21 protein-coding genes and 1 pseudogene are annotated in these 25,396 nt (G+C 64.2%); 8 read left to right on the top strand and 14 right to left on the bottom strand.

Annotation, left to right across the window (positions count from 1 at the left end):
* Nucleotides 1-97: 97 nt before the first annotated feature.
* From AC1PLU_RS20035 to AC1PLU_RS20015, 5 genes and pseudogenes are all read right to left on the bottom strand, one after another.
* Entirely contained in the window at nucleotides 98-835 is a 738-nt protein-coding gene (locus AC1PLU_RS20035) for a DNA/RNA non-specific endonuclease (RefSeq protein ID WP_481107058.1), read from the bottom strand.
* A 589-nt stretch (nucleotides 836-1,424) separates the two neighbouring features.
* Nucleotides 1,425-3,557 carry a methyl-accepting chemotaxis protein gene (locus AC1PLU_RS20030; RefSeq protein WP_481107057.1) on the bottom strand — a complete coding sequence of 711 codons (2,133 nt, stop codon included), beginning with the start codon at nucleotides 3,555-3,557 and terminating at the stop codon, nucleotides 1,425-1,427.
* Nucleotides 3,554-3,982 carry a type 2 periplasmic-binding domain-containing protein gene (locus AC1PLU_RS20025; protein ID WP_481107056.1) on the bottom strand — a complete coding sequence of 143 codons (429 nt, stop codon included), beginning with the start codon at nucleotides 3,980-3,982 and terminating at the stop codon, nucleotides 3,554-3,556. The genes AC1PLU_RS20030 and AC1PLU_RS20025 overlap by 4 nt, the downstream gene beginning before the upstream one ends.
* A gap of 10 nt (nucleotides 3,983-3,992) precedes the next feature.
* Nucleotides 3,993-5,162: a hypothetical protein gene (locus AC1PLU_RS20020; RefSeq protein ID WP_176340267.1), complete on the bottom strand. Its 1,170-nt coding sequence runs from the start codon at nucleotides 5,160-5,162 to the stop codon at nucleotides 3,993-3,995.
* 523 nt (nucleotides 5,163-5,685) lie between these two features.
* Nucleotides 5,686-6,086, bottom strand: a pseudogene (locus AC1PLU_RS20015) (Rid family hydrolase).
* Between the two features lie 127 nt (nucleotides 6,087-6,213).
* On the opposite strand from AC1PLU_RS20015, the gene AC1PLU_RS20010 reads away from it, so the two are divergent.
* The gene (locus AC1PLU_RS20010; protein ID WP_481107055.1) at nucleotides 6,214-7,140 is read left to right on the top strand and encodes a LysR family transcriptional regulator; all 927 of its coding nucleotides are present in this window, start codon (nucleotides 6,214-6,216) and stop codon (nucleotides 7,138-7,140) included.
* 70 nt (nucleotides 7,141-7,210) lie between these two features.
* On the opposite strand, the gene AC1PLU_RS20005 is transcribed toward AC1PLU_RS20010, so the two are convergent.
* Nucleotides 7,211-8,947 (bottom strand): M14 family metallopeptidase, encoded by a 1,737-nt coding sequence (locus AC1PLU_RS20005; RefSeq protein ID WP_481107054.1) that lies wholly within the window; start codon nucleotides 8,945-8,947, stop codon nucleotides 7,211-7,213.
* A 226-nt stretch (nucleotides 8,948-9,173) separates the two neighbouring features.
* Between AC1PLU_RS20005 and AC1PLU_RS20000 the strand changes: the two genes are divergently transcribed.
* The 4 genes from AC1PLU_RS20000 (at nucleotide 9,174) to AC1PLU_RS19985 (ending at nucleotide 14,866) form a co-directional block, all read left to right on the top strand.
* Nucleotides 9,174-9,914, top strand: a complete 741-nt coding sequence (locus AC1PLU_RS20000; protein WP_481107053.1) for an ABC transporter ATP-binding protein — start codon at nucleotides 9,174-9,176, stop codon at nucleotides 9,912-9,914.
* Nucleotides 9,915-9,924: 10 nt separating this feature from the next.
* Nucleotides 9,925-11,361 carry an ABC transporter permease gene (locus AC1PLU_RS19995; RefSeq protein WP_481107052.1) on the top strand — a complete coding sequence of 479 codons (1,437 nt, stop codon included), beginning with the start codon at nucleotides 9,925-9,927 and terminating at the stop codon, nucleotides 11,359-11,361.
* Complete coding sequence (locus AC1PLU_RS19990) at nucleotides 11,361-12,629, top strand: DUF3526 domain-containing protein (RefSeq protein WP_481107051.1); 1,269 nt, start codon at nucleotides 11,361-11,363, stop codon at nucleotides 12,627-12,629. The genes AC1PLU_RS19995 and AC1PLU_RS19990 overlap by 1 nt, the downstream gene beginning before the upstream one ends.
* 86 nt (nucleotides 12,630-12,715) lie before the next feature.
* Nucleotides 12,716-14,866, top strand: a complete 2,151-nt coding sequence (locus tag AC1PLU_RS19985; RefSeq protein WP_481107050.1) for a TonB-dependent siderophore receptor — start codon at nucleotides 12,716-12,718, stop codon at nucleotides 14,864-14,866.
* Between the two features lie 83 nt (nucleotides 14,867-14,949).
* Here AC1PLU_RS19985 and AC1PLU_RS19980 read toward each other — a convergent pair whose 3' ends face one another.
* The 5 genes from AC1PLU_RS19980 to AC1PLU_RS19960 form a co-directional block, all read right to left on the bottom strand.
* Nucleotides 14,950-15,600 (bottom strand): DUF2894 domain-containing protein, encoded by a 651-nt coding sequence (locus AC1PLU_RS19980; protein ID WP_481107049.1) that lies wholly within the window; start codon nucleotides 15,598-15,600, stop codon nucleotides 14,950-14,952.
* Nucleotides 15,597-16,271, bottom strand: a complete 675-nt coding sequence (locus AC1PLU_RS19975) for an OmpA family protein (protein WP_481107048.1) — start codon at nucleotides 16,269-16,271, stop codon at nucleotides 15,597-15,599. Before AC1PLU_RS19975 ends, AC1PLU_RS19980 begins: the two co-directional genes overlap by 4 nt.
* Nucleotides 16,268-18,949 (bottom strand): DUF802 domain-containing protein, encoded by a 2,682-nt coding sequence (locus AC1PLU_RS19970; RefSeq protein ID WP_481107047.1) that lies wholly within the window; start codon nucleotides 18,947-18,949, stop codon nucleotides 16,268-16,270. The genes AC1PLU_RS19975 and AC1PLU_RS19970 overlap by 4 nt, the downstream gene beginning before the upstream one ends.
* Nucleotides 18,950-18,959: 10 nt before the next feature.
* On the bottom strand, nucleotides 18,960-19,697 hold the full coding sequence (locus AC1PLU_RS19965; RefSeq protein WP_481107046.1) for a DUF3348 domain-containing protein: 738 nt from the start codon (nucleotides 19,695-19,697) through the stop codon (nucleotides 18,960-18,962).
* A 284-nt stretch (nucleotides 19,698-19,981) separates the two neighbouring features.
* Nucleotides 19,982-21,181 (bottom strand): MFS transporter, encoded by a 1,200-nt coding sequence (locus AC1PLU_RS19960; protein WP_481095414.1) that lies wholly within the window; start codon nucleotides 21,179-21,181, stop codon nucleotides 19,982-19,984.
* Between the two features lie 103 nt (nucleotides 21,182-21,284).
* Here AC1PLU_RS19960 and AC1PLU_RS19955 point away from each other — a divergent pair, with 103 nt between their 5' ends.
* Entirely contained in the window at nucleotides 21,285-22,196 is a 912-nt protein-coding gene (locus AC1PLU_RS19955; RefSeq protein WP_115039631.1) for a LysR family transcriptional regulator, read from the top strand.
* 280 nt (nucleotides 22,197-22,476) lie between these two features.
* Nucleotides 22,477-22,689, top strand: coding sequence for a hypothetical protein (locus AC1PLU_RS19950; protein WP_023905335.1), 213 nt, complete (start codon nucleotides 22,477-22,479; stop codon nucleotides 22,687-22,689).
* Nucleotides 22,690-22,870: 181 nt separating this feature from the next.
* On the opposite strand, the gene AC1PLU_RS19945 is transcribed toward AC1PLU_RS19950, so the two are convergent.
* Both AC1PLU_RS19945 and AC1PLU_RS19940 read right to left on the bottom strand, forming a co-directional pair.
* Nucleotides 22,871-23,143 carry a hypothetical protein gene (locus AC1PLU_RS19945; RefSeq protein ID WP_317062322.1) on the bottom strand — a complete coding sequence of 91 codons (273 nt, stop codon included), beginning with the start codon at nucleotides 23,141-23,143 and terminating at the stop codon, nucleotides 22,871-22,873.
* A 9-nt stretch (nucleotides 23,144-23,152) separates the two neighbouring features.
* Nucleotides 23,153-23,404, bottom strand: coding sequence for a YkgJ family cysteine cluster protein (locus AC1PLU_RS19940; RefSeq protein ID WP_006449501.1), 252 nt, complete (start codon nucleotides 23,402-23,404; stop codon nucleotides 23,153-23,155).
* A 323-nt stretch (nucleotides 23,405-23,727) separates the two neighbouring features.
* Between AC1PLU_RS19940 and AC1PLU_RS19935 the strand changes: the two genes are divergently transcribed.
* Nucleotides 23,728-23,895: a hypothetical protein gene (locus AC1PLU_RS19935; RefSeq protein ID WP_481107045.1), complete on the top strand. Its 168-nt coding sequence runs from the start codon at nucleotides 23,728-23,730 to the stop codon at nucleotides 23,893-23,895.
* Between the two features lie 78 nt (nucleotides 23,896-23,973).
* Here AC1PLU_RS19935 and AC1PLU_RS19930 read toward each other — a convergent pair whose 3' ends face one another.
* Nucleotides 23,974-25,137, bottom strand: coding sequence for a zinc-dependent alcohol dehydrogenase (locus AC1PLU_RS19930; RefSeq protein ID WP_180315605.1), 1,164 nt, complete (start codon nucleotides 25,135-25,137; stop codon nucleotides 23,974-23,976).
* Nucleotides 25,138-25,396: the final 259 nt, after the last annotated feature.

The raw sequence follows: 25,396 nt of genomic DNA, 5'->3' as shown, positions 1-25,396 counted from the left end.
TTTTAACTGATCTTTCGTCGTGCATGGCGTTGGTGTGAAGCCAATCAAAAAGCCCGGGCATGCCCGGGCTTTTCTACATCGCGTCCTTGACCGGTGATCAGCTCAGGTCGCAATTGCTCGGCTGCGGCCAGGTGGCGGCAGGCAGCATGGCCTTGACGGCGGCCGGAGCGGTGATGCCGATGGCGCTGGCGCCGTAGAGGTCTTCCAGTTCGTCGATGCTGACGATGTAGCTGTCCAGCGAACCGAGCGTGGCGCTGTTGGGAATCAGCCAGCTGATCGCGCGCGTGCCGCCGCCCGGGTTGGCGGTGATGATCGTCTTCCAGAAGAAATCCGGGGTGCGGATGCCGTGGCTGCTCAGGAAGTAATCGTTGGTGGTGTCGCTGTAGATCACCCCGCCGTAGACCTGCACGCTGGCGATGTCGCGGTAACACTCGGCCACGTTTTCGGCACGCACCCAGATGCCCTGATTGAAGCTGGCCACCTGCGGCACGATGTTGGACATCAGGTTGGCGCGACGGATGTAGGTCGCGTTGTAGTCCATGTGGTTGGAGGTCACCAGGTGGCCGCGATCGTAGCCGGTGCGCACGCTGGCGTAGGAGGCAGTGGAGGTCTGGCCGGCGCAGCCGCTGGGCAGTTCGGTATCCAGATTGAAGCTGGACGGACGCGCCGCCGAGCCGGTATCGGCCTGCAGGACGTATTCGTAGCGCAGCGCGGTGTGGTTGGTGCAGTCGTAGCTCAGGGTGTAACCGCCCTTGTTGAGGGTGACGACCTGTGCATTTGCGGTGGCACTGAAAGCGGTGAGAAGCAGAACGGCGAAGAAGGTCCTGAAGCGCATGGGAGTGAATCTCCTTGGAATCATTCGGACGCACGAAGCCACCGCCGGCTGCAGGTAAGCAGATCGACGTTCAGCGGAACGCGCGCTGGAAGGGGGACAGGTTGGCTCGGTGGTTAGCGAGCGCAACAGCTATCTCACGCAAATGTTTCTTGTTGGTGACGTAGGCGTGAGGAATGTGCAGTCGCACCACTTTTTTCGATAAAAGTGTGATGTTTATCAGGATTTTTCGTGCATACGGCGCGCAGGCGATAAGCGATTGGTTATGCCCGGACCGGGCAGATGCGCGTCCGAACCACGCGTTTTGCAGCGGCGCGCAATCAGCAATGCGCTGTTGGTAATGTCGGAGGACCACTGACGTGAAGGTCAGGAAGTACGCCAGTTTCGGCTGGCCCTGTCGGCAACGCAGGGCACTCCTCGATGGGAAAGGGGGGCGGCTCGCCGGGCAACACTGCCGGATCACCGCATCGCCTCAGCTTTGCATTCGCATGATCCCAAAACGAAAAACCCCTCGTCTGCAGTGCGTGCAGAGAGGGGCGTCGAGGGTGTGGCGAGGCGTTCGGGTCGATCGATCGAGCGATCGAGCGACCCGCTATGCGACGTGTCGTACCAGCTGTTGTTCGGTGGCAGGCGCCAGTTGGAACTGCGAGACCAGTTGCGTGAGCGTGCTGGATTGCTTCTCCATCGCCCGTGCCGCAGCCATGGCTTCTTCCACCAATGCCGCATTCTGCTGCGTGGTCTCGTCCATCTGGATGACGGTCTGGTTGACCTGTTCGATGCCGGCCGATTGCTCGCTGGAAGCTGCGGTGATCTCGCCCATGATGTCGGTGACGCGATTCACGCTGGCAACGATCTCGGTCATGGTGGTGCCGGCCTTGCGCACCAGTGCCGAGCCTTCGGCCACCTTGCCCACCGATGCATCGATGAGCCCCTTGATCTCCTTGGCCGCCCCGGACGAGCGCTGTGCCAAGGTGCGCACCTCGCTTGCCACCACGGCAAAACCGCGGCCCTGTTCGCCGGCACGTGCGGCTTCCACCGCCGCGTTCAAGGCAAGGATATTGGTCTGGAACGCGATGCCGTCGATGACGCTGATGATCTCGGCGATCTTCTTGGACGAGGTTTCGATGCCCGACATGGTGCCGACCACCAGGCTGACCACCTCGCCACCCTGCGAGGCCACCCCGGCAGCGCTGCGTGCAAGCGCGTTGGCTTGACGGGCGTGTTCGGCGTTTTGCTTGACGGTGGCGGTGAGTTCCTCCATCGAGGCAGCGGTTTCTTCCAGGTTGGCGGCCTGCAACTCGGTACGCCGCGACAGATCCTGATTGCCTGCGGCAATTTCGCCGGCAGCGGTATCGATCTCCGAGGACGAATGCTGGATGCGCGCGACGATATCGGTCAGGCGATCCACCGTGGTGTTGGCATCGTCGCGCATGCGCGCAAAGACGCCGGAAGAGGTGCCGTGCATGCGTGTGGTCAGATCGCCGCTGGCAATGGCCTGCAACACCTGCGACACCTCGCCAAGACTCTTGTCCGAGGTGCTCATCAAGTGATTGAGATCCACCACGATCTGGCGGAAATCATGTTCGAACGCGGTCTCGTCGCCACGTGCGCTGAAGTCGCCCGCCGCCGCGGCCGCGGCCAAGCGCTTGATCTCGCCGTTGATGGACAACAGGCTGGCCCGCACATCGTTGATCGATTGGCTGATCACCGCTTTTTCGCCAGGCAACGGCGCCAGCTGCTGCGACAGATCGCCTGCGGCATAGCGTTCGGTCAGCGCGACGATCTGCATGGTCACGGCGAGATGGCTGGACACCAGCGTGTTGCTGGCGCGCACCATGCTGCCGAATTCGCCAGGAAATTCCTGCTCGGCAATACGGTGACTGACCATGCCGGCCTCGTGCTTGTCGCCCATCTCCGTCTGCGCCTGGATCACGCGCCGCAGCTGACGCTGCATGCTGTCCATCGCCTGCAGCAGTTGGCCGACTTCGTCGTTGCGGTCGATCGAGATGGTGTTTTCCAACTTGCCCGACGACACCGCATGTGCAATGCCGATGGCACGATTGAGCGGCTGGGTGATGGCACGCGCCACGATCCAGCCAAAACCAATGCACACCACCGCGCCGACCAGGCCCAGGATCAGGCCGCCCATGCTTGCGGTGACCGAACTGTCCAGCGCTTCCTGCACGGTGCCGCGGAAGCGTGCATCGGCACGTTTCTGCATAGCGGTCAGGGTGGTGCGATAGGTCTCCAGCGCCGGCGCCATCGCGCTCATCTGCTGCGCATCGGGTTCGCGCTGCTCCACGAACGCCGCAGCCACGCCATGTGCCAGGCTGTAGTACTGATCGAACTCCTTGCCCAGGCGTGCCAGCTCTTTTGCATTGGCCGGGTCGGCCTTTTGCAATTTTACGTACGAGCTGTGGATCTCGTCGGCCACCGGCTTGGTGGCCGCCAACATATCGGCATCGCCCGCAGCGGCGGCGCCATTGAGCCCGTTGATGAGCTTGTCCAGCGCCGCCACGTTACGCGTCATCGCATCGAGCATGGGGAAATGCACGTCGCGCACCGCTTCCAGGCGGTCGTTGTTGCGGTGAAACACCAGCGTACTGAAGGCCACATAGCTCGATAGGCAAAGGATCGCCACCGCTGCCGGCATCAGGATTTTCCAGAACAACGGTAGCGACAGAATACGTCTCATGACTTGAGTCTCGAGCAGGTGGCGGGTCACGGCTTCAGGACGACCTTGACGCTGGCGTCCACTGCACTGGCACTGATGTAACCGATGGCGCCCGGTGTAGCCGCAACCGCCTTCTTGACCGCGTCATCGCCGCTGACACGCTTGGGACGCTGCGCCTTGCCGGTGAACATCAGCTGCGACCAATACGACTTCAGCTGCGCCGAATCGCGCGAGGCCACTTTCTTGTAGAACTCATCGCGGGTGGCGACGCCTTCTTCCTGGTCGATCGGCACGGCCGCGCCGCCGCCGGGCAGGCTGTTGGACTTGGCCAGGAAGATCTGCGACACCTGCGCAGCGCTCAGGCTGTCCGGGCCATCCTTGGCCGACATCACCACCACCACATCGGCATTGGCACAGAACGCGGTCAGCGACAACGCGGCAAGCAGGGAGACTGCAAAACACTTGGAAATGGTCATGGGGGCTCTCTTAGAACACGAAGTCGACAGATGCCGACAGCAGGTTGTAGCTGCCGCCCGGACGGAAGCCCGGCTGGATGTTGTTCAACGACCCGAACGAGCCCGCGTTGTTGTTGATGTGGCTGGCCTGCAACTTGAACGCGACGCTCTCACGCGCGTCCCAACGCAGCGCAGCGGTGAAGCTGTGACGACCGCTTTCGGCCTGCGCCAGGGCGCGTGTCATCACACCGACCGGATCCTGGCCGGGGGCGATGGTCGGACCCTTGCGATCGACATTGGCATAGGTGATCGACGGCGTCAGCGTGCCGAAACGTCCGCCCACACTGAGATAGCCGGAGGTGGTCTTGCCGTTGAGCGAAGGCGAGTAATCGGCGCGAATCACTTCGCTGCGCAGGAACCAGCTGCCCGGATCGTAGGCGTAGCCAACGCTGGCAAAGCTGCCGTCCACGCCGTAGGTGGTCAGGCGATCGGCCAGCGCAGGATTGATGCGCTGATAGGCCGAGAACAGGCGGTCCAGCTGCGGGGTGTCGAAATCGGTGGTGCCCACGATGTAGGCGGCGCGGAACGTCGACGCACCCGATTCCAGGCCCAGCGCCAGGCCGCGCATGGCGTACACATCGGCCTTCTTCGAATTGATGCGGCCGTAAAAGCCCTGCACGCTGACCACGCTTTCGCCCGCATTGATGGTGTACACGCCTTCGACGCCGTCCATCGGCAGCAGGTAGTTGTAGACCTCGTATGGCGGACGCACCCACGGGGTGGCGTAGCCGACGCGCTGGTACTCCGAGAGCATGTACAGCGGCGCAGTGATGCGGCCCAGGCGGGCGGCGAACTGCGGGCCGAACTGATACTTCACATGCGCCAGCGTGACCTTGGGATCGTAATCGCCACGCTCGGCGTACTCGCTGGTCACCTGCAATACGCCGGTGAACTTCTCGGTGAAGTTGGCATTGACCTGGCCGGCGATGCGCGAGTCCGGACGGGCCGAGGTGGAGTGACTGGCGCCTGCGCCTTCTTCGGTCTGGATGTCGGGCGTGAAGTCGGCCTGGTCCTCGGTCGAATGCACCACGCCCAGCGTGCCGAAGCCGCTAAAGGAAAACATCGCGTCCTGCTGCGCATAGGCGCAGGTCGACGAAACCAGGGCAATGGCGCCACTGAGAAGCTTGACGGTCAATTTCATTGAAATCTCGGCTGTGTGTGATGGACGCAGCGCCATGGCGACGCGTGGGCAGAACGGTGATGGGCGTCGCAACACCCTGGATTGCGGTAGCGGCCGTCTGCATCGTTGCTTTAGCGAGATTTTTACAATTCAAATTGACTGGTTAAGATTTCGAAGGGCTGTAGAAATTGACGATAGTGATGCTCTATCGAGACGCCTGATTCACGGGTTTGAAACAGCTTGCGTCAGTATCTACGGACATAATCGTCCGCAGTTGTGGCCTGTCTGTTGCCGGCGCGATAAGTGATGGCGTGAGAACGCCAAGGCCGTCTTTTTATGCAGTCGAATTGGACAGTGCTGCTGTTGCCTTGAGCGCGCGCGATAACAAAATCGCCACGCACTGGCAAGCCAGGCGTGGCGATTTTTTTGAGTTACTTCGATCGACCGTGCTAGTGATTTATCGCTAGTGGGAATTTCGCCATCAAGGACTTTTCAGTAGTACGCAGGAGCGACGAAGTAACCACCGACGAGTTACTGAAACCGGTTACTGCTGCTGTGCCGGCAGTTTGACCACCACCTTGATCTCGAACCGAAAACCAGCCAGCCAGGTCACGCCCACTGCGGTGACGGTGGGGTAGGGCGCCGGGCCCCAGTAGCTCACCCACTTCTCCCACATGGCCTCGAAGACCACCTCCGGGTTGACCATGAACAAGGTGACGTCGACGACGTCCTGCGAGGTGCAACCGGCCGCTGCGAGGATGGCATCGAGATTGTCGAAAGCGCGGGCGATCTCTGCGGGCAGCTCCGGTTCCGGCGAGCCGTCTTCGCGGCTGCCGACCTGGCGGCGACAAACAGCAAGCCGTCGGCGCGCACCGCCGGGGAATAGCGATGGCGCTCATACAGGGCGTGGCGCCCTTGCGGAAAAACAACGTCACGGGTTGCCATGAGGATCTCCATCAAGCATCTAGTCGGAACAGACAGCCACGGTAGGCGCTTGCGCGCCTGCGATAAATCGGCAACCCCGGCCAACACTATTTGTAGAATCCAAACAATCTTTGGGTTGGGGGCGGCGATGGATCGGTTCGACGCGATGCAGGCGTTTGCGCGTGTGGTTGAGACCGGCAGCTTTACCAAGGCAGCCGAGACCTTGCACATGAGCCGGGCCAGCGTGACCCAGTTGGTGCAGCAGCTGGAGGCACGCCTGCGCGTGACCTTGCTCAACCGCACCACGCGCCGGGTGCATGTGACCGCCGATGGCGCGGCGTACTACGAGCGCGTGCTGCGGCTGCTGGCAGACATGGACGATGCGGAGACCAGCCTGTCCGATGCATCGGCGCTGCCGCGCGGGCGCTTGCGCGTGGATGTACCCAGTCCGTTGGCGCGCCTGATCCTGATGCCGGCGCTGCCGACATTTCATGCGCGCTATCCGGATATCCAGCTGGATATGGGCGTGAGCGACCGCCGCGTGGATCTGATTGGCGAGAACGTGGATTGCGTGGTGCGCGGCGGCATCATCACCGATCAATCGTTGATTGCGCGCCGTGTGGGCGACCTGCAGGCGGGTGTGTATGCAGCGCCTTCGTATCTGCAGCGGCTGGGCATGCCGGCGCACCCGCAGGAGTTGGAAAACACCCAGCATCGCTGTGTCGGTTTCATGCGTTGGAGCAACAACAAGACCGTGCCCTATGTCATGCAGCGCGGCAATGAAGCGGTGAATCTGCAGGGGCGTTACGTGGTGGCGTCCGACGATGGCAACGCCTATCTGGCCGCAGGCCTGGCCGGCATGGGCGTGCTGTGGTTGCCGGTGTACATGGCCAGGGCGCATGTCGCCAGTGGCGAGCTGGTGCAACTGTTCGACGACTGGTCACTGGAGCCGATGCCGCTGTCGATCGCGTTCCCGCCCAACCGGCATGTCAGCGCCAAGCTGCGGGTGTTTATCGATTGGGTGATTGCGTTGATGGCCGAGCATGCACCGGTGGTGGCGCCTGCACTGCGGTGACCGGGATGATGCGATAGAACTGCGCACTGCATTGCCGATCCCCCATGGTGGAATCGGCAATGCCGATGAATCATTCTGCCAGCTGACGCCGCACCGGATAACGCCAGCCGTTGATCGCTGCATACGGCGAGCGTGCATAGATCCATTGCAAGCGCGCATTGCCATCGGCGCGGAATGCCGCATCGTCGGCGAGCTTGCGTTCGAACGCGGCGCGCAGGGCCGCATCGCTGCGCAACATGCGCTCGGTGAAGTCCACCAGCTCGGTGCCGTACAAGCCGCTGTCGGGGCTGCCGGCATTGCGAAAACGTCCGCTGGCCAGCAGCGAATCGCTGCTCTGCGGCTCCAGCAACGCGGCCGCCAACATGCGCATCGGTTGATCGGCAGGCACGCGGATGCTGCCGGCGACGAAGGTTTCGTGCATGTGGTCGGCGTGCGGTGTCTGGGTGCCAGCTTCCTTCACCACGCGGATTTGCTGCACGTTGATCTTGCGCGGTTGCTGCAAGCGTTCGAATGTAATGCCGTGTGCCTTGAGCAGTTCGACCACATCGTCGTTGCCGGGCGGAATCCACCAAGCGAGCGGGTAGCGCACCGCCTGGGCCTGGCGATAGCCGATCACCGGCATGGTCCAGGTTTCGTCGCGGCCTTCCCAACGCAGCTCCTGCCGGCCGGACACCGGTGAGAGCGCGCGGGTATAGCTCACCCCCTTGAAAGGCACCTGGGCGATCGGCTGTTGCAGGCGTTCCCAGGCAACCATCAATTCCTGCGGGCGTGCGGCACGATCGGCGCGCTTGGCTGCATCGATTTTTTTGGCATCGCGGCCGACCACGCGCAGCGCTTCTTCCAGCAACACGTAGTCGCCGAGCACGCGCTGCCGGTACGACTTCAAACGATGGTTCTCCACCAGCACGGTGGGGATGCCGGCAAAATCGCCATACCCGGTGGAATAACGCGCGCCTTCCGGTGCGTAACGTAGGCCCGAGCGCGGTTCGTCTTCGTCGATCAGGCTCGGGTAGATGGCCGGCTCGTGACCCTGGCCTCGCAGCGCGGTGTTCATTGCCGGCGTGAAGCGCTGCTGCAGCCAGTCGGCAGTGGCGCGCGAGCGTGCATAGGTGCCCCAACCGGCGAAGGTAAAGGTGATGTCGTACTGATGATCCAGCCCGCCGCTGACATGCAGGTCGATGTAAAGCGCCGGATCCAGCGTGTGCAACAAGGCGACCATCGCGCGCGTTTCCGGCGCTTCCAGGTTGAGGTAATCGCGGTTGAGATTGATGCCGCGTGTGGTGGTGTTCCAGCCCATCTGTTGCGGGCCGCGCAGGGCGGCGCCGATCAACGGGCCGCGTTGCTCGTGACCATCGGCATTGAAGATCGGCACGAACACGAAATCCACCTGATCGAGCAGATGGTCCTTGCCGCGTTGGGCGATATCGCGCAGCAACATCAAGCCTGCGTCCTTACCGTCGATTTCGCCGGCATGGATGGCCGCCTGCGCCAGCACCACCGGCTTGCCGGGCGCGCCCTTGTGCGCGCGTACCAGCAACAGATCGCGGCCCTCACTGCTCTTGCCGAATACCTCCAGCGACAGCAGCGGCGAGGCGGCGACCAGGCGTTCCAGCCATGCGCGCGTTTCGTCGTAATTCGGCGTACTGGTGAAATCGTTGCGCTCCACCGGCGTGCTCCACGGATCGTCCGGCTTGACGATCAACCCCTCGCTCGCGCCATGCCAGGCGCGCACCGGCGGCAGTGGTGCGCTGGTATCGATGGTCTGCGCGTTGGCGTGTGCGGCGGCGAACAACGTTGCTGCGAGCAAGCTGGCGCAGGCGTGCCGGTAAGTACGGGCTGCGTGAGCGGTTGCAGCGTTGGCGGGCGCGTATTGATTGCGTGGAGGGGCAGGTGAGCCGTGCAGGCAGGAGGGACGCGTATCGGAGGTCATGTGCGGCGTAGGGGTCTCGATCGAAGGGGAAACGTGCTGGCGCTGCGTAGGCGCCTGCATCTAATGTGATAACATATCATTTCAGTAAGCGAGCTTCCTTATCATGCCCTTCAGCGCTACATCGACCCCCGCGATTTCCGTCAGTAACCTCCACGTGGCCTACCGCGGCCGCGCGGTGTTGCAGGGGTTGAATCTGCAGGTCGCGCCGGGCAGTGTCTATGCCTTATTGGGCGGCAACGGCGCCGGTAAATCCTCCACGCTTTCCACCCTGCTCGGTTTCGTCAAACCCAGCTCCGGCAGCTTGCTGGTGGATGGCATCGACCCGGTCGCCAACCCCGGCGCTGCGCGTGCGCGGCTAGCCTATCTGCCGGAAAACGTCGCGCTCTACGAGCATCTGAGCGCAATCGAAAATGCCGACTATCTGCTTGCGCTGGCCGGCCAACGCCGCAGCCAGGCCGAGATCGGTCAGGCGTTCGCCGCTGCCGGTTTGCAAGGCGAAGCCTGGAGCCAGCGGCTGGCGGGATTCTCCAAAGGCATGCGCCAGAAAGTGGCGATCGCGGTCGCCACCTTGCGCCAGGTGCCGGTGCTGCTGCTGGACGAGCCCACCTCCGGCCTGGACCCGCGCGCCATCGCCGATTTCAACCGCCTGGTCAGCAGCGTGCGCGAGCGCGGCGGTGCGGTGCTGATGGTCACCCACGACCTGCTCGGCGCGGTGGATGTGGCCGACCGGATCGGCTTTTTGGAAAACGGACGTATTGCCGAAGAAATCGGCGCCGGCGACAGCGGCTTCGATGTGCGTACCTTGCATGCACGCTTTGCGCGTGAGCAGGATCAGGCTGCATGAGCGTTACCGCATGAGTCCTGTGCTGTTGGTCGCGCGCGAAGAGCTGCGCTTCATGGCGCGCAACCGTTCCGCCGCCATCGGTGTGGTGTTGTTGATGCTGCTCACGCTGGTGGCGGCGTTGACCGCTGCGCATCATCAGCGCGAGGTCGCCGAGTTCCGCGCGCGCCAGCAACTGGCCGCGCAGCAGGCCTTCGAAGCGCAGCCGGACCGCCATCCGCATCGGGTGGTGCATTACGGTCACTTCATCTATCGCCCGCTGCCGGCTTTGGCCGCGTTCGATGCGGGCGTGGATGCGTTTACCGGCAACAGCATGTTTCTGGAGGGCCATCGCCAGAACACCGCCAATTTCGGTGACGTGCGTCAGAGCTCGCTGCTGGTGCGTTTCGGTCAATTGACGCCTGCCTTTGTGCTGCAGGTCTTGGCGCCGCTGATGCTGGTGTTTCTGGGCTATGGCGCAGTGGCGCGCGAGCAGGAAACCGGCACGCTGCTTGCGTTGTTGTTGCAGGGCGCGACGCGCCGACAATTGTTCGGCGGCAAATATCTCGCGCTCGCCGCGGTGGCCGCTGCGTGCCTGTTGCCGGCCTTGGTCGGGCTGGTGCCCATCGCGTTGTTGCCGGGCCAGGCGCTGCGGGTCGCACTGCTGGTGCTGGCGTATGCGGTCTATCTGCTGGTGTGGTGCGCGCTGGTGCTGTCGGTGTCGATGCTGTGCCGGCGCGGCCGCGATGCGTTGCTGGTATCGCTGGCGGTGTGGGTGTGGCTGGCGTTGCTGGTGCCGCGCGTGGCACCGGATGTGGCCAGTGCCGCGTACCGATTGCCAACGCGCCTCGAAACAGACGTGGCGATCCAGCGCGATCTGCGCACGCTCGGCGACAGCCACAATCCCGACGACCCGCACTTTGCGCAGTTCAAGCAGCAGACCCTGACACGCTACGGCGTACAGCGCGTGGAAGACCTGCCGGTGAACTACAAGGGCCTGCTGGCGCTGGAAGGCGAGCGGCTCACCTCCAGCCTGTTCGAACGGTATGCCGCACGCGATTCGGCCATCCAGCAGGAACAGAATCTGCTGGTGCGCACGTTCGCCCTGTTGAGCCCGACGGTTGCCCTGCGCGACCTCTCGATGACGTTGGCGGAAACCGATCTGCGCGCACATGAGCGCTTTCTTGCCCAGGCCGAGCGTTACCGTTACAGGCTGGTGCAGCAGCTCAATCAACTGCAGGCCGACGCCGTGAGCATGGCCGACGACACCGCCCAGGATGCCGGCGCCGACCAACGCAAGCGCATCTCCTCCGCGCATTGGCATGAGATTCCGGTGTTCGCCTTCCAGCCGCCGGCCACCACAGAGGTGCTGAGGGCTGCAGGCGCTGCGCTCGGCCTGGTCGGCGCCTGGCTGCTGGCTGCGCTGTGCATGCTGATCGCAGCGAGCCGGCGTGTGGGAGTGGCGCGCTGATGGTGCTGTGGAAGTACGAACTTCTGCTGTTGCTGCGTGCACGTGCCGCGGTGGCCGGATTGCTGTTGCTTGCCCTGTTGACGGTGTGCAGCCTGATCTCCGGCCAGCACGTCATCGCTGCGCAGCGCGACAACATCGCAGGCATCGCAGCGCTGCAGCAGGAAGACATCGCAGCGGTGGAGGACTATGTGGCGCGCACCAACGACGCTGGCAGCGCGGCTTACTACAGCTTCCACCCGACCTGGGATGTGCCCTCGCCATTGGCCTTCGCCGCGGTGGGCATGCGTGATGTCTCGCCGTACATCCTGCGTGTCCGCGCGCTGGGGCTGGAGGCGCAGATCCACGATGGCGACAGCTACAACCCGGAGTTGGCATTGGCCGGGCGCTTCGACTACGCCTTTGTGCTGGTGTTTTTGCTGCCGTTGTTCGTGATCGCGTTGCTGTTCGATCTGCGCTCGGGCGAACGCGAGGCCGGGCGCGCACGCATGCTGGCCGCGCTGCCGGGTGCCGGAGCCGCGTTGCTGGTGCGGCGCGTGGTGGTGCGTGCCGCTGCGGTGCTGGTGTGCCTGAGCGTGCCGTTTGCCATTGCCGCGACCCTCAATGCGGTGCCGCTGCTGCAACAACTCGCGGTGCTGGCACTGAGCTGCGTCTATCTGCTGTTCTGGGTGTTGCTGGCGGTGCTGGTCGGGCGCATCCACTGGCGCCCCGCAGCGCACGCCACCGCCTTGGCCAGCTGCTGGGTGGTGCTGGCACTGGTCGCACCGGCGCTGGCGCATGTGGCGATCAATCAGGCGGTGCCGGTCAACCAGGGTAGCGAGATCGCGCGGCTGCAGCGCGAGGCGGTCAACCACGCCTGGGATATTCCGCGCCAGGACACCATGCGGGCCTTCTATGCGCAGAACCCGCAGTGGGCAGATTCTGCGCCGCTGACCAGCGCGTTCCATTACAAGTGGTATTTCGCCTTCCACGAAAACGGCGATCAGCAGGTGGCGCCGCAGGTCGCGGCGTATCGGCAAGGTTTGCAACGACGCGAAGCGCTGGCGCAGCGCGTGGCCAGCGCGCTGCCACCGGTTGCGTTGCAGGCGGCGTTGACGCGCCTGGCAGGTACCGATCTACGCGCGCAGTTGGCCTATCAAGATCGCATTCGCGCCTATCATCGGGCGTTGCGGACGTTCTACTACGGCTATCTGTTTCGCGATCGGCCATTTACGCGCGAGAACTTCGGGCGTGCGCTGCGTTTCGATGCAAGGGCCGATCCCGCGTCATAGCGGCCGTTGCGTTTCACCCATCACCTTTGGTTCTTTCACTTGCGCCCCGGGCATTGCGTGCCTGGGTCCTTCAGGAGTCCTGCCCGATGTCCGTGTTCTCGTCGCGCCAACGCATGCCACACACCGTGCCGTTGCTGAGCATGCTGGCCTGCGCATGCGTCATTGCCTGCGTCGACGCCGCCGCCGCCGAGCCGCAGGCGCGCGATCTGGATGCGGTGCAGGTGCGCAGCCAGTACACGCCGTACCGCGCATTGAGCGTGACCGGCGCCACCAAGACCGATGCGCCGCTGCGCGATCTGCCGATCAGTGCGCGCGTACTCGATCAGACCTTGCTGGAGGATGCCGGCGTCAACGATCTGGCCGGCGCGCTGGAGATGGCCAGCGGCATCACCAAGGCCAATAACCTGGGCGGTCTGTGGGACAGCTACTCGATGCGCGGCTTCACCGGCGACCCGAATTTCAGCTCGGATTACATGGTCAACGGCTTCAATGCCAGCCGCGGTTACAACGGCCTGCGCGATGCGGCCAACACGCAAAGTATCGAAGTGATCAAGGGCCCGGCCTCGGCGTTGTACGGGCGCGGCGAGCCGGGTGGGGCGGTCAATATCGTCACCAAAAAGCCCTTGTTCCAGCCGCAGCACAGTGTGGATCTGTCCGCAGGGCGCTTCGACAGTTATCGCGCTGCGGTCGACAGCACCGGCCCGCTGGGCGAGAACCTGGCCTATCGCTTGAATGCGATGTACAAGGATCAGCACAGCTTCCGCGACACCGTCGATAGCGATAACACCTTGCTGGCGCCCTCGTTGTTATGGATGCCCACGCCCGATACCACGGTGTCGTATGAGCTGGAATTCGTGCGCATCCATGCGCCGTTCGATCGTGGCGTCACCGCCATCGATGGCGATGCCAATCGCCTGCCGGCGTCGCGCTTTCTGGGCGAACCGCGCGATGGCGACATCGATCTGCACTCCACCGGGCATCAGGTGTTTGTGGTGCACGGCTTGAATCAGACCTGGTCGCTGCAGGGCGGGGCGACGTATCGCGACAGCGGCATGCGCGGTTTTTCCACCGAGCCATGGACGCTGCAGGCCGACGATCGCACGCTGCGCCGCGAGCGTCGCTACCGCGATTACCAGGGCCGCGATATCGCCGGGCGTGCCGAATTGCTCGGCACCTTGCAGGCGGGCAGCGTCACCCACAACGTGTTGTTCGGTGTCGACGGCAATCGCTTCGACGACAGCCGCTTTCAGCAGCGTGCACGCTCGGCCGCCACACCGTACAGCATTGATGTGCTCGCACCGCAGTACGGTGTGGCTCAGCCGGGGCGGCTGGCCACGATCACCGACACCGAAGAGCGGCAACAGGTGTGGGGCGTGTATGCACAGGATCAGATCGATCTTGGCGCGCGCTGGAAGGCCTTGCTCGGCCTGCGCTACGACCACTATCAGCAGGATCTCGACAACCAATTGCGCGGCACCACGCAGCGCGCCTCCGATGGGGTGGTCAGCCCGCGTGCGGGCGTGATCTTCCATGTCGACGATGCGCTGTCGCTGTATGCGAGCGCGGCGGCGGGCTTTCGCCCCAACAGTGGGGTGGGTGCGGACGGGCAGAGTTTTGCGCCGGAGAAAAGCCGTTCGCTGGAAACCGGTTTGAAATACGTGCAGCCCGGCGATGGCCTGGAAGCGACGCTGGCGGCATTCCGTATCGACAAGAAGAACGTGCTGAGCCTGGATCCGGCCGACACCAGTTTTTCGCTGCCGGTGGGCGAGATGCGCAGCCAGGGTGTGGAGCTGGATCTGCTCGGGCGGCTGACCCCGCGCCTGGCCGCGTCGGTGGGCCTGGCTTACACCGATTCGCAGGTGACGCGCAGCAGCGAGGCCGCCGCCGGTACCGGCCTGGCCGAGGGACGACGTTTTCCGAATGTGCCGCGTTTCAGTGGCAATGCCTTCGTCAACTACGAGCAGCCGTTGGCCGGCAAGCGCAGTGCGGCGGTGGGCGTGGGTGTCTCGCACACCGGCGAGCGGCTGGGGTCGGTGGATAGCAATACCGACTTCGTGCTGCCGGCCTACACCGTGTGGCGCTTGGTCGGTCACTACGATCTGAGCGAGCGGCTGCGCCTGTATGCCAAGGTCGAAAACCTGACCGACCGCCGCTACGCCGCGTTCTCGTACAGCGAACAATGGGTGTATCCCGGCGCGCCGCGCAGCTGGACGGTGGGTGTGCGGTTGCGGTTCTGAGACGGACCGTGGGTTCGATCGGTTGCTCTTAGAGCGGCTAACAAAACGTAGCGAGCGGTCGTCAGTCGTCTTGTTAGTCGCTCTTAGCTGCGACGCGTGGGCGGACGCTTGCTGCGCTTCTTGCCAGGCGCGGCGGGTGCGGCGTCATCGCTGGCCAACGCGCCGCCGCTGTGCAGTTGCTCCAGCCACGACAGCGCATCGACATAGCCGAGGAAGTGCTGCAGATAACCGGGGGAGCATTCGCGCATCAGGCTGATGCAGCGATGCACCAGCACGCTGGAATTGAGCGGGCCGGCATCCTTGGGTGCGTCCTGCAGCGATTGCCGCACCTGGCTGGCGGTGCGTACGGTGGTCCAGGTGCGGCGGAAATCCTCCAGCGCCGGCAGCTCGGGAAACAGCGTGGCATCGGGTGTCGCGGTCTTTCTGCTGTCCACCTCCATCAACGCCGCATGGCCTGCCATCTGGTCGGCCAACGCGCCCAGCGCGCTGCGTTGCAACGGCTGCGCGGTATCGGTAGTTGCACGACGGCGCGCTGCTGTCTTGACTGCCGCCGCATACGCATCGATCAAGTTGCGCAGCTTTTCTTCCAGCACTTCGCGCACCGCATCCGCCTGCGTGCCGGCACGTGCGGCCAGTGTTTCCATCAGATGGAAACGTACCGGATCCAGCCGGTCGGCACCCTGGCTGCGCCAATGCTGCAGACGCGCGTGTGCGGAGGTCGCCTGCGTGCTCATCGCGTGGTTGCGGCCGGTGTTGGCTGTGACGTGGCGGAAGCGCGCGAGGTGGAAGGACGCGCAATCGGTGCGATCTCCACACGCCGGTTCATGGCGCGGCGCGTTTCATCGGCATTGGAATCCACCGGCTGTTGCGAGCCGAAGGCCGCAGCGAACACTGACGAAGCCGGCACGCCTTCGGCGATCAGGGCACGGGTCACGGTGAGCGCGCGTTGCGCGGACAGTTCCCAGTTGTCGGCGTAGCGGCGATTGCCACCCAGCACGGGGCGGTCGTCGGTAAAGCCGCTGACCATCAGGATCTCTTCGCGCGCCGCCAGGTACTCCGTCAATGGTGCGGCCAGCGTCTTCAGCACCTCGCGGCCTTCCGGCTGCAACTGATCGGAATTGAAGGCGAACAACACATTGCCGCGGATGCCGATACGCCCATCGACCAGGGTTACGCGGCCGGCCGCCAGCGGTGCGGCCAGGGCCTGCTCCAGCGTCTTGCGACGCTGCGCTTCGACCTGACGTTGCTTGACCTCTTCGTCCAGGCGGCTGGAGAGCTGCAATTGCACACCGATCACCCCGACCAGGATCAGCACGAACGCGCCCAGCAGCACCGACATCAGGTCGCCGAAGGCGGCCCAGATCGGTGTGCCCGATTCGCCGTCGATGTCGATCTCATCGCTCATGCCGTGGTGGCCTGGCTGCTATCGGCATCGCCTGTATCGCCGGCGTCGCTGCGACCGCGATCGAGCTGACGCAGTTCTTCGATGATCTGCTTTTGCGAGAGCATGCTGAGGTCGACCACCTCGCGCGCCTGTGCCACGTAATACGCCAATTGATCGTCGCTGCGGGCGAGCGAGGCATCCAGTGCGCTGGCCACGTGTTGCAGGCGCTCGTTGAGCGCACTGGTGGAGCCGCTGAACAGCTGCACCGCTATGCCGAAGGCTTCGCCCAGGCTGGCCACTTCCACAGCGCTGCCGCTGACATGCGCGGCCACTGCGCCGAGCTTGCCGGTCTCGCTGCCGATCTGTTCGGTGAGCTGGGTGCCCACGCGTTGCAGCAGATCGGCCGAGGTGGTGACCAGCGCATCCACCGCTTCGCGTTGTTCGGTGGAGGCGTGATTGACCGCGTTGAGCAAGGTGTCCAGCGTGGCGAGCAGCTTGCTGCGTTCTTCCAGCATGGCGGTGTCGCGCACCATGCTCTCGGACAGGTTCTGGCGCAGCTCGGCCACCACGTCGGCGGCGGCCTTGGGTGCTTCGGAGGCGATCTGCATCAGCCGCGACACTTCGGCAATGGTGGCGCTGGCCTGCGCCTGCGCCTGCGTGGACAGCTCGCTGGCGGTGCTGGCCAGGGTGTCGCAGATCGCCTGTTGTTGCTGGGTTACGCGCTCGCCGGTGCGTTCCCACTGCGTGCTCAGGTCCGCGCTCATCGCGGTAAAACGCTCGCTCCACAGCGCCAGGCGCTGGGTGTCGCGGGCTTCCAGTGCGGCCTGCAGGTCGGTATGCGATTGCTGCAAGGTGCTGACCAGGGCAGCGGCATGCGCATCGAAGCTGGCGGTGGCGGCAGCGAGTGCGTTCTGGTGTTGGCTTGCCAATGCCGCGCTGGCGTCTTGTTGTTGCGCCAGTGCGTCGGTCCATGCGCTGGCGGTGTCGCTGCTGGACTGATCCATGCGCTTGGATACCGCATCGACCAAGGCGCTGGAACGCGCATCGAAGGTGCTGGCGAACTGCGTGAGCGTGGTCTGCAATTCCTGCGTGAGCGCGTGATTCGAACGTTGCTGTTCGGCCACTGCCGCGGTCCACGTGGCGGCTGCAGCGGCGGTGCTGGTTTCCAGGCCGCTGCTCAGGCCATCGAGTTGTTGCTGCACGGCCTGCTGCACGCCGTCCTGCAGCGCCGTGGTCTGCTGCGCAAGTTGCTCAAGCGTGGCGTGCAATTGCGTGCTCAACGCTGCGCTTGCGCGTTGCTGCTCGGCCAGCACTGCCGCCCAGTTGTCTGCAGTGGCGGCGTTGCTGCGTTCAAACCCGTCATTGAGTGCGCTCAACTGCTGCTGCACCGCCTGCGTCACGCCGTCCTGCACAGCGATGCTGCGCTGATCGATCTGTTCCAGCGTGTGCTGCAACTGCTCGGTGAGCGCTTGCTGCGCACGCTCCTGTGCGGCCAATGCGGTTTGCCACTGCTCGGCTGCGCTCTGCGCACCGGCCTGGAAGCCTGCGTTGATGCCGTGCAATTGCTGCTGCATGGCCGTGCCCACGCCCTCCTGCAATGCGGTGGTCTGCTGTGCGATCTGCTCCAGCGTGGTCTGCAGCTGCGCATTGAGCGCGTGCTGCGCGCGTTCCTGTGCGGCCAGGGCGGTGGTCCAGTGCTCGGCCGCTGTGCTGGCGCTGTGCTGGAAGCCGCTGGTGATGCCGTCCAGCTGCTGCTGCACGGCGTGCGTGACGCGCTCCTGCAGCGCGGCGGTGTCGCGCGCGATGCTGGCCATGGTGGCTTCCATCGCCGGCTGCAAGGCCGCGCCGACCGCGCGTGCGCTCTCTGCCACGCCAGCCTGCAGCGATTGCTCCATCGCCGTGGCCAGGCGCGCATACGCCGCTTCGCTTCTGGCGTGGAACTCGGCCTGCTGTGCGGCCAGGCGTTCATCGGCGGCGATGCTTTGCTGTTCGATGCTGCTCATCAGCGTTTGCAGGCGATCGATCAGCGTCGGCATCAAGGCGCTTTGTTGCTGCTGCAGCTTGAACACTTCGCCACGCTGATGCGCGTCCGAATGCGGGTGCAGTTCGGATGCGATCTTCAGATCCAGCCGCTGCACAACCTGCAGCCGCTCGCGCCGGCACAATGCCGACAACAGCCCCAGCATCGCCGAGGTCGCAACGCCGGCAATAGAGGTGCCGAACGCGAACGCCAGGCCTTCCACCGGTGCCGCCAGTGAGCCGCGAATGGCCTGCAGGTCGGTGGCGCTCTGCAATGCGAAGCCGGTGCCCTTGAGCGTGGCCATCATGCCGAGCAGGGTGCCGAGCATGCCCAGCAACACCAGCAGGCCGACCAGATACGGCGTCAGCACCGGTGCGGACAAGGCGACGCGCTCGCCCTTGATGCGCAGGCGCACCGCGTTGCGCAGGCTTGGGTGCAGGCGCTCCAGCCATTCGCTCAATGCCGACGGTGCGGTGGTCAATGCGGTGACCGCTTCGTCCAGCGTGGCGCTGGCCTGGCGATAGCGGTACAGCTCCAGCGCGCCGGCCACATAACAGGCGCCGATCACCGCTGCGATGCAGGCGCCCAGCGGATTGGAGCCGAGATAGCCGATGCCGACCCAGCAAACCGCCAACAGGCCGACGAGAAACACACACAGGTGGACGATAGTTCTGAACATGAGGTCCCAGTTAGCGGGTACGAAGCGCTGCAAGCAGGCCTTCGATCGGGTGAAAACGAACATCCAGCTCGGCGAGCAACACGCTCTGCATGTCTTTGCGAAACACATCCAGCCAGCCATCGGAGACGGCGCGTGGTGTGGCATCGCTATCGGCTGGCGAATGTTGGGTTTGCGCGGCATCGCGCAGACGTTCGAAATGCGCACCGAGCAGGCTCGGCACGGTGTTCAACAAGCTCTGCTCGCGCGGGCTCAGGGTGAGTTCCATTGCCGCATCCACTTCGGCCAGCCGTGCCATCTCGCCGGATGTCAGCGCCAGCATGTCGCGCAGACGGCCACGCAGATCGCCGGTGGCGGTGCGCATCGCGCGTTGCATGGCGAGGTAATGCTGCCGGAAGGGGGCGTAGTCGGGCATTGGGGCCGGCGCCTGGAGATCGGTGGCGTTGCGCGCATCGCTACGCAAACGCACGACCAGCGCATCCAGATCGGCCACGCTGCTGGTCGCCAACCCGGCGCGCACGCGGGCACAGGCCTGGGCATCGGCAGCACGCGGCTCGGGGAGATCGTCGGTATCGGGCAGCTTGCCATCCAGCGCCTTTGACACCGCCACCGCGCGCGTCCAGTCGATCCACTGGCTCAGCCGATCGGCAAGCGCGTGGTTGGACTGGGCAACGTGGACGTCGCTGAGGCGAGCAAGCAGGCGAATGAACGCCGGGCCTGAGAGGGGCGCCCGTGGAGAAACTTTCGCCATTCTTCCGGTCAAAGACCGCGCATTTTACACGGGAATGTGCGCCATTCGGCGCTTTGCGCGGCAGTTGCGGGCCTGCCGGCAGGGCCGACCCTGGCGGCATTCAGCCGGCCTGGTGTGAGGGAGCGCAAGGGACTTCGGCGCGCACTGTTGCGTCAGACCGAGCGCGCAGCACCCAACGACAGGGCCGTCTGCGGCGGTATCCGGCTCGGCACGCTTTCGTGGCCACGCGCATCGAGCGAAACCACAGCTGCGGGCCAGATGCGCCTGGCCCGCAACACCCTCCCTCAACGCCGGGCGCGATGCACCAACGGAATCAGCACCACGCCCAGCAGCGCCGCCGCAGCGGCCACATAGCCGATGCTGCCCAGGCCCCAGGCCGGAATCACCAGCCCGCCGATGATCGCGCCGATGCCGATGCCTGCATTGGCCGCCGACACATTGGTGGTGCCGGCCAGCGCCTGCGAATGGGTCACCGAGTTCATCACCCGCACCTGGCTGATCGGAAACAGCGCGGTATAGGCAATGCCCCAGACCGCCAGGGTCAGAGAGAGCAGCACCCCGGTCTTGGCCACCGGTACGCACAACGCCATGCCAAGTGCGAGCAGCAGCAGGAATACCGCCGTGGCGCGCAGCGGCGAGCGATCCACCACCCGGCCGCCGAGCCAATTGCCGATCAGACCGATCGCGCCAAAGCCCATCAGCCACCAGCCCACATTCGCCGCCGGCACGCCCACGCTGCGTTCCAGCAGGTCGGCCAGATAGGTGTAGGCGGTGAACATGGCGGTGAAGACCACGACCGACAGCGCCACATTGGCCAGAAAAAAGCGCTCAGTGAAGATGCCGGCCTGCTGGCGCAGATTCACCCGTGCGCTGCGGGCCACCGTCGGCATCCACACCGCCAGCGCGGTGGCCATCGCCAGCGACAAGGCGGCCAGAATCCAGAACGCGCCGCGCCAGCCGATGCTGTTGGCCGCCACCGTGCCCAGCGGAATACCAAACAACAACGCCGCCGAAATGCCCAGATACACCCGCGATACCGCGCGCCCGGCGTGCCGCGGCCCGGCCAGTTGCCCGGCGGTCTCGCTGGCGGTGCCCCAGAACACCGGCAATGCCAGCGCCGGGATAAAACGCGCCAAGGCCAGCACCCAGATGTTGGGCGCCAGCGCGGCCACCGCGTTTGAGACCGCAAACACCAGCAGGATCGCGATAAACAGGCGCTTGCGATCCACATGCGACAGCCACGCGGTCAGCGGCGGGCCGAACAGCATCACGGTAAAGGCGAACAGCGTCACCAGCTGGCCGGCGGCGGAAATGGAAATTTCCATATCGCGCGCAAGGCCGGGCAGCAGCCCGACGATCAGGTACTCGGTGGTGACGATCACGAACGCGGCAAACGCCAGGATGAAGATCGCCAGCCCGCTGCGCGCGGTGGCCGGCGCATTGGTGGCAGAGGCGGTGGACGTGGTGGAACGGACAGCAGACATGGCATGCGCCGCAGTGTGGGCTGGCCATGATAAGAAAGAATCCAAGTCGTATATCGGGAGTATTTTCCGTACATTGCGGACTTCAGTTCTTCAATGTGCCGTCATGCATCCCTCCGAACGCGTCAAAGGCATCGACATCTTCGTCAGCGCCGCCGATGCCGGCAGCTTCACCGCCGCCGCCGAGCGGCTCAGCCTGACCAGCTCGGCAGTGGGCAAGGCCATCGCCCGCCTGGAAGCACGCCTGGGCGTGCGCCTGTTCGCGCGCACCACCCGGCGTCTGGCGCTGACCGATGCCGGCGCGGCGTTCTACCGGGTCTGCGTCAAGGTGCTCGACGAGCTGGAAGAGGCCGAGCACGTCCTGCGCGCCGAAGGCCAGGCGCCCACCGGCCGGCTGCGGCTGGACCTGCCGGTAAGCTTCGGCCGGCGCAAGGTGTTGCCGGTGTTGCTGCCGTTCTTTCAGCGCTATCCCGGCCTGCAGCCAAGCATTTCGTTCACCGATCGCTTCGTCGACATGGCCGAAGAAGGCATCGATATCGCAGTGCGCATCGGTGGGCCGGATCAGTGGCACAGCAGTCTGGGGCACCGTTACCTGGGCCATGAAAAACGCGTGTTCTGCGCCGCGCCGCAGTATCTGGCGCACCGTGGCACCCCCGACAGCATCGCTGCATTGCTGGCGCACGACGCGGTGCTGTACGGCAAGGCCGATGGGAGCAGTAGCCCGTGGTTGCTGCGGCATGGCGCAGGACCGGTGGAACAACGCGCGATGGACGCGCGGGTGGTGTTCGGCAATGCAGAAGCGCAGGTGGATGCGGTGGCGGCCGGGCTGGGCATCGCGCAACTGCCGACCTGGTTGATCGATCACCATCTGCAGCGCGGCAGCCTGGTCGCAGTGCTGCCGCAGTGCGATACCGAAGGCCTGCCGCTGCATCTGGTGTGGATGCGCGCGCGCCAGTTGTTGCCCAAGCTGAGCCGCTTGCTGGAATGTCTGCAGCAGGGATTGCAGGATGCGGCGTGATGGCCGTGCGTAGCGAAGCCTGAGGCGTGCGCTGCCTCGGGTTGTGCACCCTATGCATCCACTAGCGTTGGTTGCAATGCAATTCAAGGTGCGCGTTGGTACGCGCGTCATTACACGCAGCAGCACGTTGCAGCACGCCAGATCGAACCACTCACGCCGGTGTGCGCGTGCTCTCTAACCAATTCAGCTTCAAATCCGCCGTCTTACGGTCGACCCTGTTTTGTAAGGTGAACGCGTGTAGGCTGCGGGCCGGGGACGACTCCCCAACGAGGTGACCGCAATGGATCGCTCCGACATGCAAGTGTCCGATCTCATGGTCCTGGAGTTGCAAGGGTTCCACGATGCCTATGGCAATGGACCGGACTTCTGGGACGCGTATCAGCGCATCATGACCAGTGCCGCGCAAGCCGGCGGCGACGTGATCGCGCTGGCCAACGAAATGGCGTCCCTGGCGCAGGGGCTTGGCGTGATCAAGCACGCGCAGTTGCTGTAATTGCCAATTGCGCTGCGGGCCGGCGGCGCCGGTCTGCCTGCCGGGCACCGGCCATTGTCGAGATGACGATGGCTGGCGCTGTTCTTCCAGCGGCTGCGGTGTGTGCACGCAGCGCGCTCTCCATCGCCCAACTCAGCAGCGACAGCCACACCGCAGGTGCGTTGCCACTGCGATGCGCCGCTTATTCGGCGTCGCTTGCTTCGGTTGTCGCTGTCTCTGTCGCTTCAGCTGCGTCGTTTTTCTTGACAGCCGGCTTTGCGGCGACGGCAGCAGCCGGTGCAGCGTCGGATTCGCCACGCTTCTTGTCACGACGCAGAGGCGTATCGCCCAGACGCTCGATCGCGCCACCGGACTGCTGAAACGCTTCCAGATCAGCAGCCAGGCGCTGTTCGGACAAGCGCGGCTTGCCTGGCTGATTGCTCACGGTCATCGACTGGCGGCGGGAATTATTCATCGCAAATCCTCATGCGTTGTAGAGCGTCAAGGGAATGCCCCGGCGGCGCTGATCGTCGTAGGTGGCACGCACGTCGCGGCAATACGGGCCGGACATGACGAAACGGCGGCAGATGGCCGGCCGTGTGTCGTAGATCGAGCAACACATGCGCGCAGCATCGATGGCCACGCACCAGCCTTCCTCGTCACGCGCCATCACGTGCCAGCCTTGCGGCGTCACGGTGGTCAGATGGTTTGGAATGCGGTCGGTTGAGTCGACCATGACGGTGAGCCGGCAACAGACGGCGTCGCAGCGTTCGCAGAGATTCTTGATGGAGAAGGCCAGATAGTAGTGAAGGCGACACCGGGCTCCGGCCGCCTCTGCACCATACACCCTGGGCGAGCCAGGGTGTGAACCGTGCCCACGGATTCGCTTTGCATGGCTTGGCGGTTACGCCGCAGCGCATGCGATGCAGGTGCGCCGCGCAGCGGGCTTGCGGAATGCGTTGCCTTTGTCGCCTCGATGCGAAGACCGCTTTCACCCGCGTCATCGCTGCGTCGCCGTAGCGTGGCGCAGTCTGCATCCACCTAGCCAGGAAACTCTCGATGAGCACCTCGAATCAAACTTTGTCCACTCCCGATCACAACAGCGATCACGACGACCAGCGCAGCGAGAAAGAAAAGCAGGATGCGCTGCAGGACGATGCGCTGGAAGAGACCTTTCCGGCCAGCGATCCGGTGTCGCCGTTCGTACCGGCCAAGCCGCTGGATTGATCTGCATCTCAAACGAGTAAGGTAGACAAGCGGCGCATTCATCGAGTGCGCCGCTTGTGTTTGCCTGTTCGCCAATGGTTACGGCGTCAGCACGACCTTGCGGCAATCGTCCTGCTTCTTGTCGAACAACTCGTAGCCGCGCGCTGCATCGGCCAACGGCATGCGGTGCGAAATGATCGCGCTCGGCTTGAGGTCGCCGTTGCCGATATGTTCCAGCAACTGCGGCATATGTTTTTGCACATGGGTCTGGCCCATCTTGAAGGTGAGCCCCTTGTCGAACGCATCGCCGAACAGGAAGGCGTGGATAAAGCCGGCATACACGCCCGGCACACTGACCACGCCACAACGACGCGTCGCCGCGATGCATTGACGGATCGCCACACCGCTGCTGCCTTCCAGCTTCAAGGTGGTCAGTGCAGTTTCCACCGCGCTGCCTTCGGCCTCGAAGCCCACCGCTTCGATACTGGCATCCACGCCGCGGCCATCGGTCTGCGAGACGATCACATCGGCCGGGTCGTCGATCTCGTCGAAGTTGATCGGAATGACGCCATATGCCTTGGAGGCGAAGTCGAGCCGATACGCGTGGTGGTCGACCATGAAGATACGTTCGGCGCCCAGCATGCGGCAGCACGCTGCGGCCATCAGACCGACCGGGCCGGCGCCGAAGATGGCCACGGTGGAGCCTTGTTTGACGCCGGCATCGACCACGGCTTGATAACCGGTGGGCAAGATGTCGGACAGGAACAACACCTGCTCGTCATGCAGGACATCGGGCACCACCAGCGGCCCGACATTGGCCTTGGGCACGCGCACGTATTCGGCCTGCCCGCCCGACAGACCACCGTAGAGATGGCTGAAGCCGAACAAGGCCGCCGGTGGGCGCATGTCCTTGTGATTCAATGCCGCGCCCTTGCCGGTGTTGGTGGTTTCGCACGCGGAAAATTCCTGCAGCGCGCAATGGAAACAGCGCCCGCAGGCGACCACGAACGGAATCACCACACGGTCGCCGGGTTTAACTGCAGTGACATCGGGGCCAACGTCTTCGACGATGCCCATGAATTCATGGCCGAGAATGTCGCCATGGCGCAGATCGGGAATCTTGCCGCGATACAGATGCAGATCCGAGCCGCAGATGGCCGTTGCGGTGACGCGCAGGATCAGATCGTCGCGTTCGACAAGAACCGGATCCGGCACGGTTTCAACCCGTACATCGCGTGATCCGTGATAGTTGAGGGCAAGCATTGAGATCTCCCGAAAAGGCCGTCGATGCGCGGCAACCCATGCAGTGTTCGTGCAGCATCGTTAAGCCCATCAGCACACAGCGTGCGCATGGTGTGGACGCGTCCGATTGGCGACGCCGCGTTGATGCGCAAGTCACGTTTGGATAACCCTCGCACTTGCACCCTGACGTCACTCGTCAAATCGCTTGCAGTCATTCCACACATCGCGATGCGAACCCGACAATCAATGATCGCCAAGCAACGATTCAATGATCGCCAAG

This window comes from Xanthomonas sp. NCPPB 2933 (assembly GCF_056725225.1).
The sequence above is the reverse complement of the archived record's forward strand: the minus strand, read 5'-3'. Positions and strand labels throughout refer to the sequence as shown.

What these genes read in the sequence shown, in the direction of transcription:
- AC1PLU_RS20025 (WP_481107056.1), bottom strand. Translation starts at nt 3,982, where the DNA reads ATGACCATTTCCAAGTGTTTTGCAGTCTCCCTGCTTGCCGCGTTGTCG.
- AC1PLU_RS19960 (WP_481095414.1), bottom strand. Translation starts at nt 21,181, where the DNA reads ATGTCTGCTGTCCGTTCCACCACGTCCACCGCCTCTGCCACCAATGCG.
- AC1PLU_RS19940 (WP_006449501.1), bottom strand. Translation starts at nt 23,404, where the DNA reads ATGGTCGACTCAACCGACCGCATTCCAAACCATCTGACCACCGTGACG.
- AC1PLU_RS19945 (WP_317062322.1), bottom strand. Translation starts at nt 23,143, where the DNA reads ATGAATAATTCCCGCCGCCAGTCGATGACCGTGAGCAATCAGCCAGGC.
- AC1PLU_RS20020 (WP_176340267.1), bottom strand. Translation starts at nt 5,162, where the DNA reads ATGAAATTGACCGTCAAGCTTCTCAGTGGCGCCATTGCCCTGGTTTCG.
- AC1PLU_RS19930 (WP_180315605.1), bottom strand. Translation starts at nt 25,137, where the DNA reads ATGCTTGCCCTCAACTATCACGGATCACGCGATGTACGGGTTGAAACC.
- AC1PLU_RS19980 (WP_481107049.1), bottom strand. Translation starts at nt 15,600, where the DNA reads ATGAGCACGCAGGCGACCTCCGCACACGCGCGTCTGCAGCATTGGCGC.
- AC1PLU_RS20035 (WP_481107058.1), bottom strand. Translation starts at nt 835, where the DNA reads ATGCGCTTCAGGACCTTCTTCGCCGTTCTGCTTCTCACCGCTTTCAGT.
- AC1PLU_RS19955 (WP_115039631.1), top strand. Translation starts at nt 21,285, where the DNA reads ATGCATCCCTCCGAACGCGTCAAAGGCATCGACATCTTCGTCAGCGCC.
- AC1PLU_RS20000 (WP_481107053.1), top strand. Translation starts at nt 9,174, where the DNA reads ATGCCCTTCAGCGCTACATCGACCCCCGCGATTTCCGTCAGTAACCTC.
- AC1PLU_RS19965 (WP_481107046.1), bottom strand. Translation starts at nt 19,697, where the DNA reads ATGGCGAAAGTTTCTCCACGGGCGCCCCTCTCAGGCCCGGCGTTCATT.
- AC1PLU_RS19950 (WP_023905335.1), top strand. Translation starts at nt 22,477, where the DNA reads ATGGATCGCTCCGACATGCAAGTGTCCGATCTCATGGTCCTGGAGTTG.
- AC1PLU_RS19970 (WP_481107047.1), bottom strand. Translation starts at nt 18,949, where the DNA reads ATGTTCAGAACTATCGTCCACCTGTGTGTGTTTCTCGTCGGCCTGTTG.
- AC1PLU_RS19985 (WP_481107050.1), top strand. Translation starts at nt 12,716, where the DNA reads ATGTCCGTGTTCTCGTCGCGCCAACGCATGCCACACACCGTGCCGTTG.
- AC1PLU_RS19935 (WP_481107045.1), top strand. Translation starts at nt 23,728, where the DNA reads ATGAGCACCTCGAATCAAACTTTGTCCACTCCCGATCACAACAGCGAT.
- AC1PLU_RS19975 (WP_481107048.1), bottom strand. Translation starts at nt 16,271, where the DNA reads ATGAGCGATGAGATCGACATCGACGGCGAATCGGGCACACCGATCTGG.
- AC1PLU_RS20010 (WP_481107055.1), top strand. Translation starts at nt 6,214, where the DNA reads ATGGATCGGTTCGACGCGATGCAGGCGTTTGCGCGTGTGGTTGAGACC.
- AC1PLU_RS19995 (WP_481107052.1), top strand. Translation starts at nt 9,925, where the DNA reads ATGAGTCCTGTGCTGTTGGTCGCGCGCGAAGAGCTGCGCTTCATGGCG.
- AC1PLU_RS19990 (WP_481107051.1), top strand. Translation starts at nt 11,361, where the DNA reads ATGGTGCTGTGGAAGTACGAACTTCTGCTGTTGCTGCGTGCACGTGCC.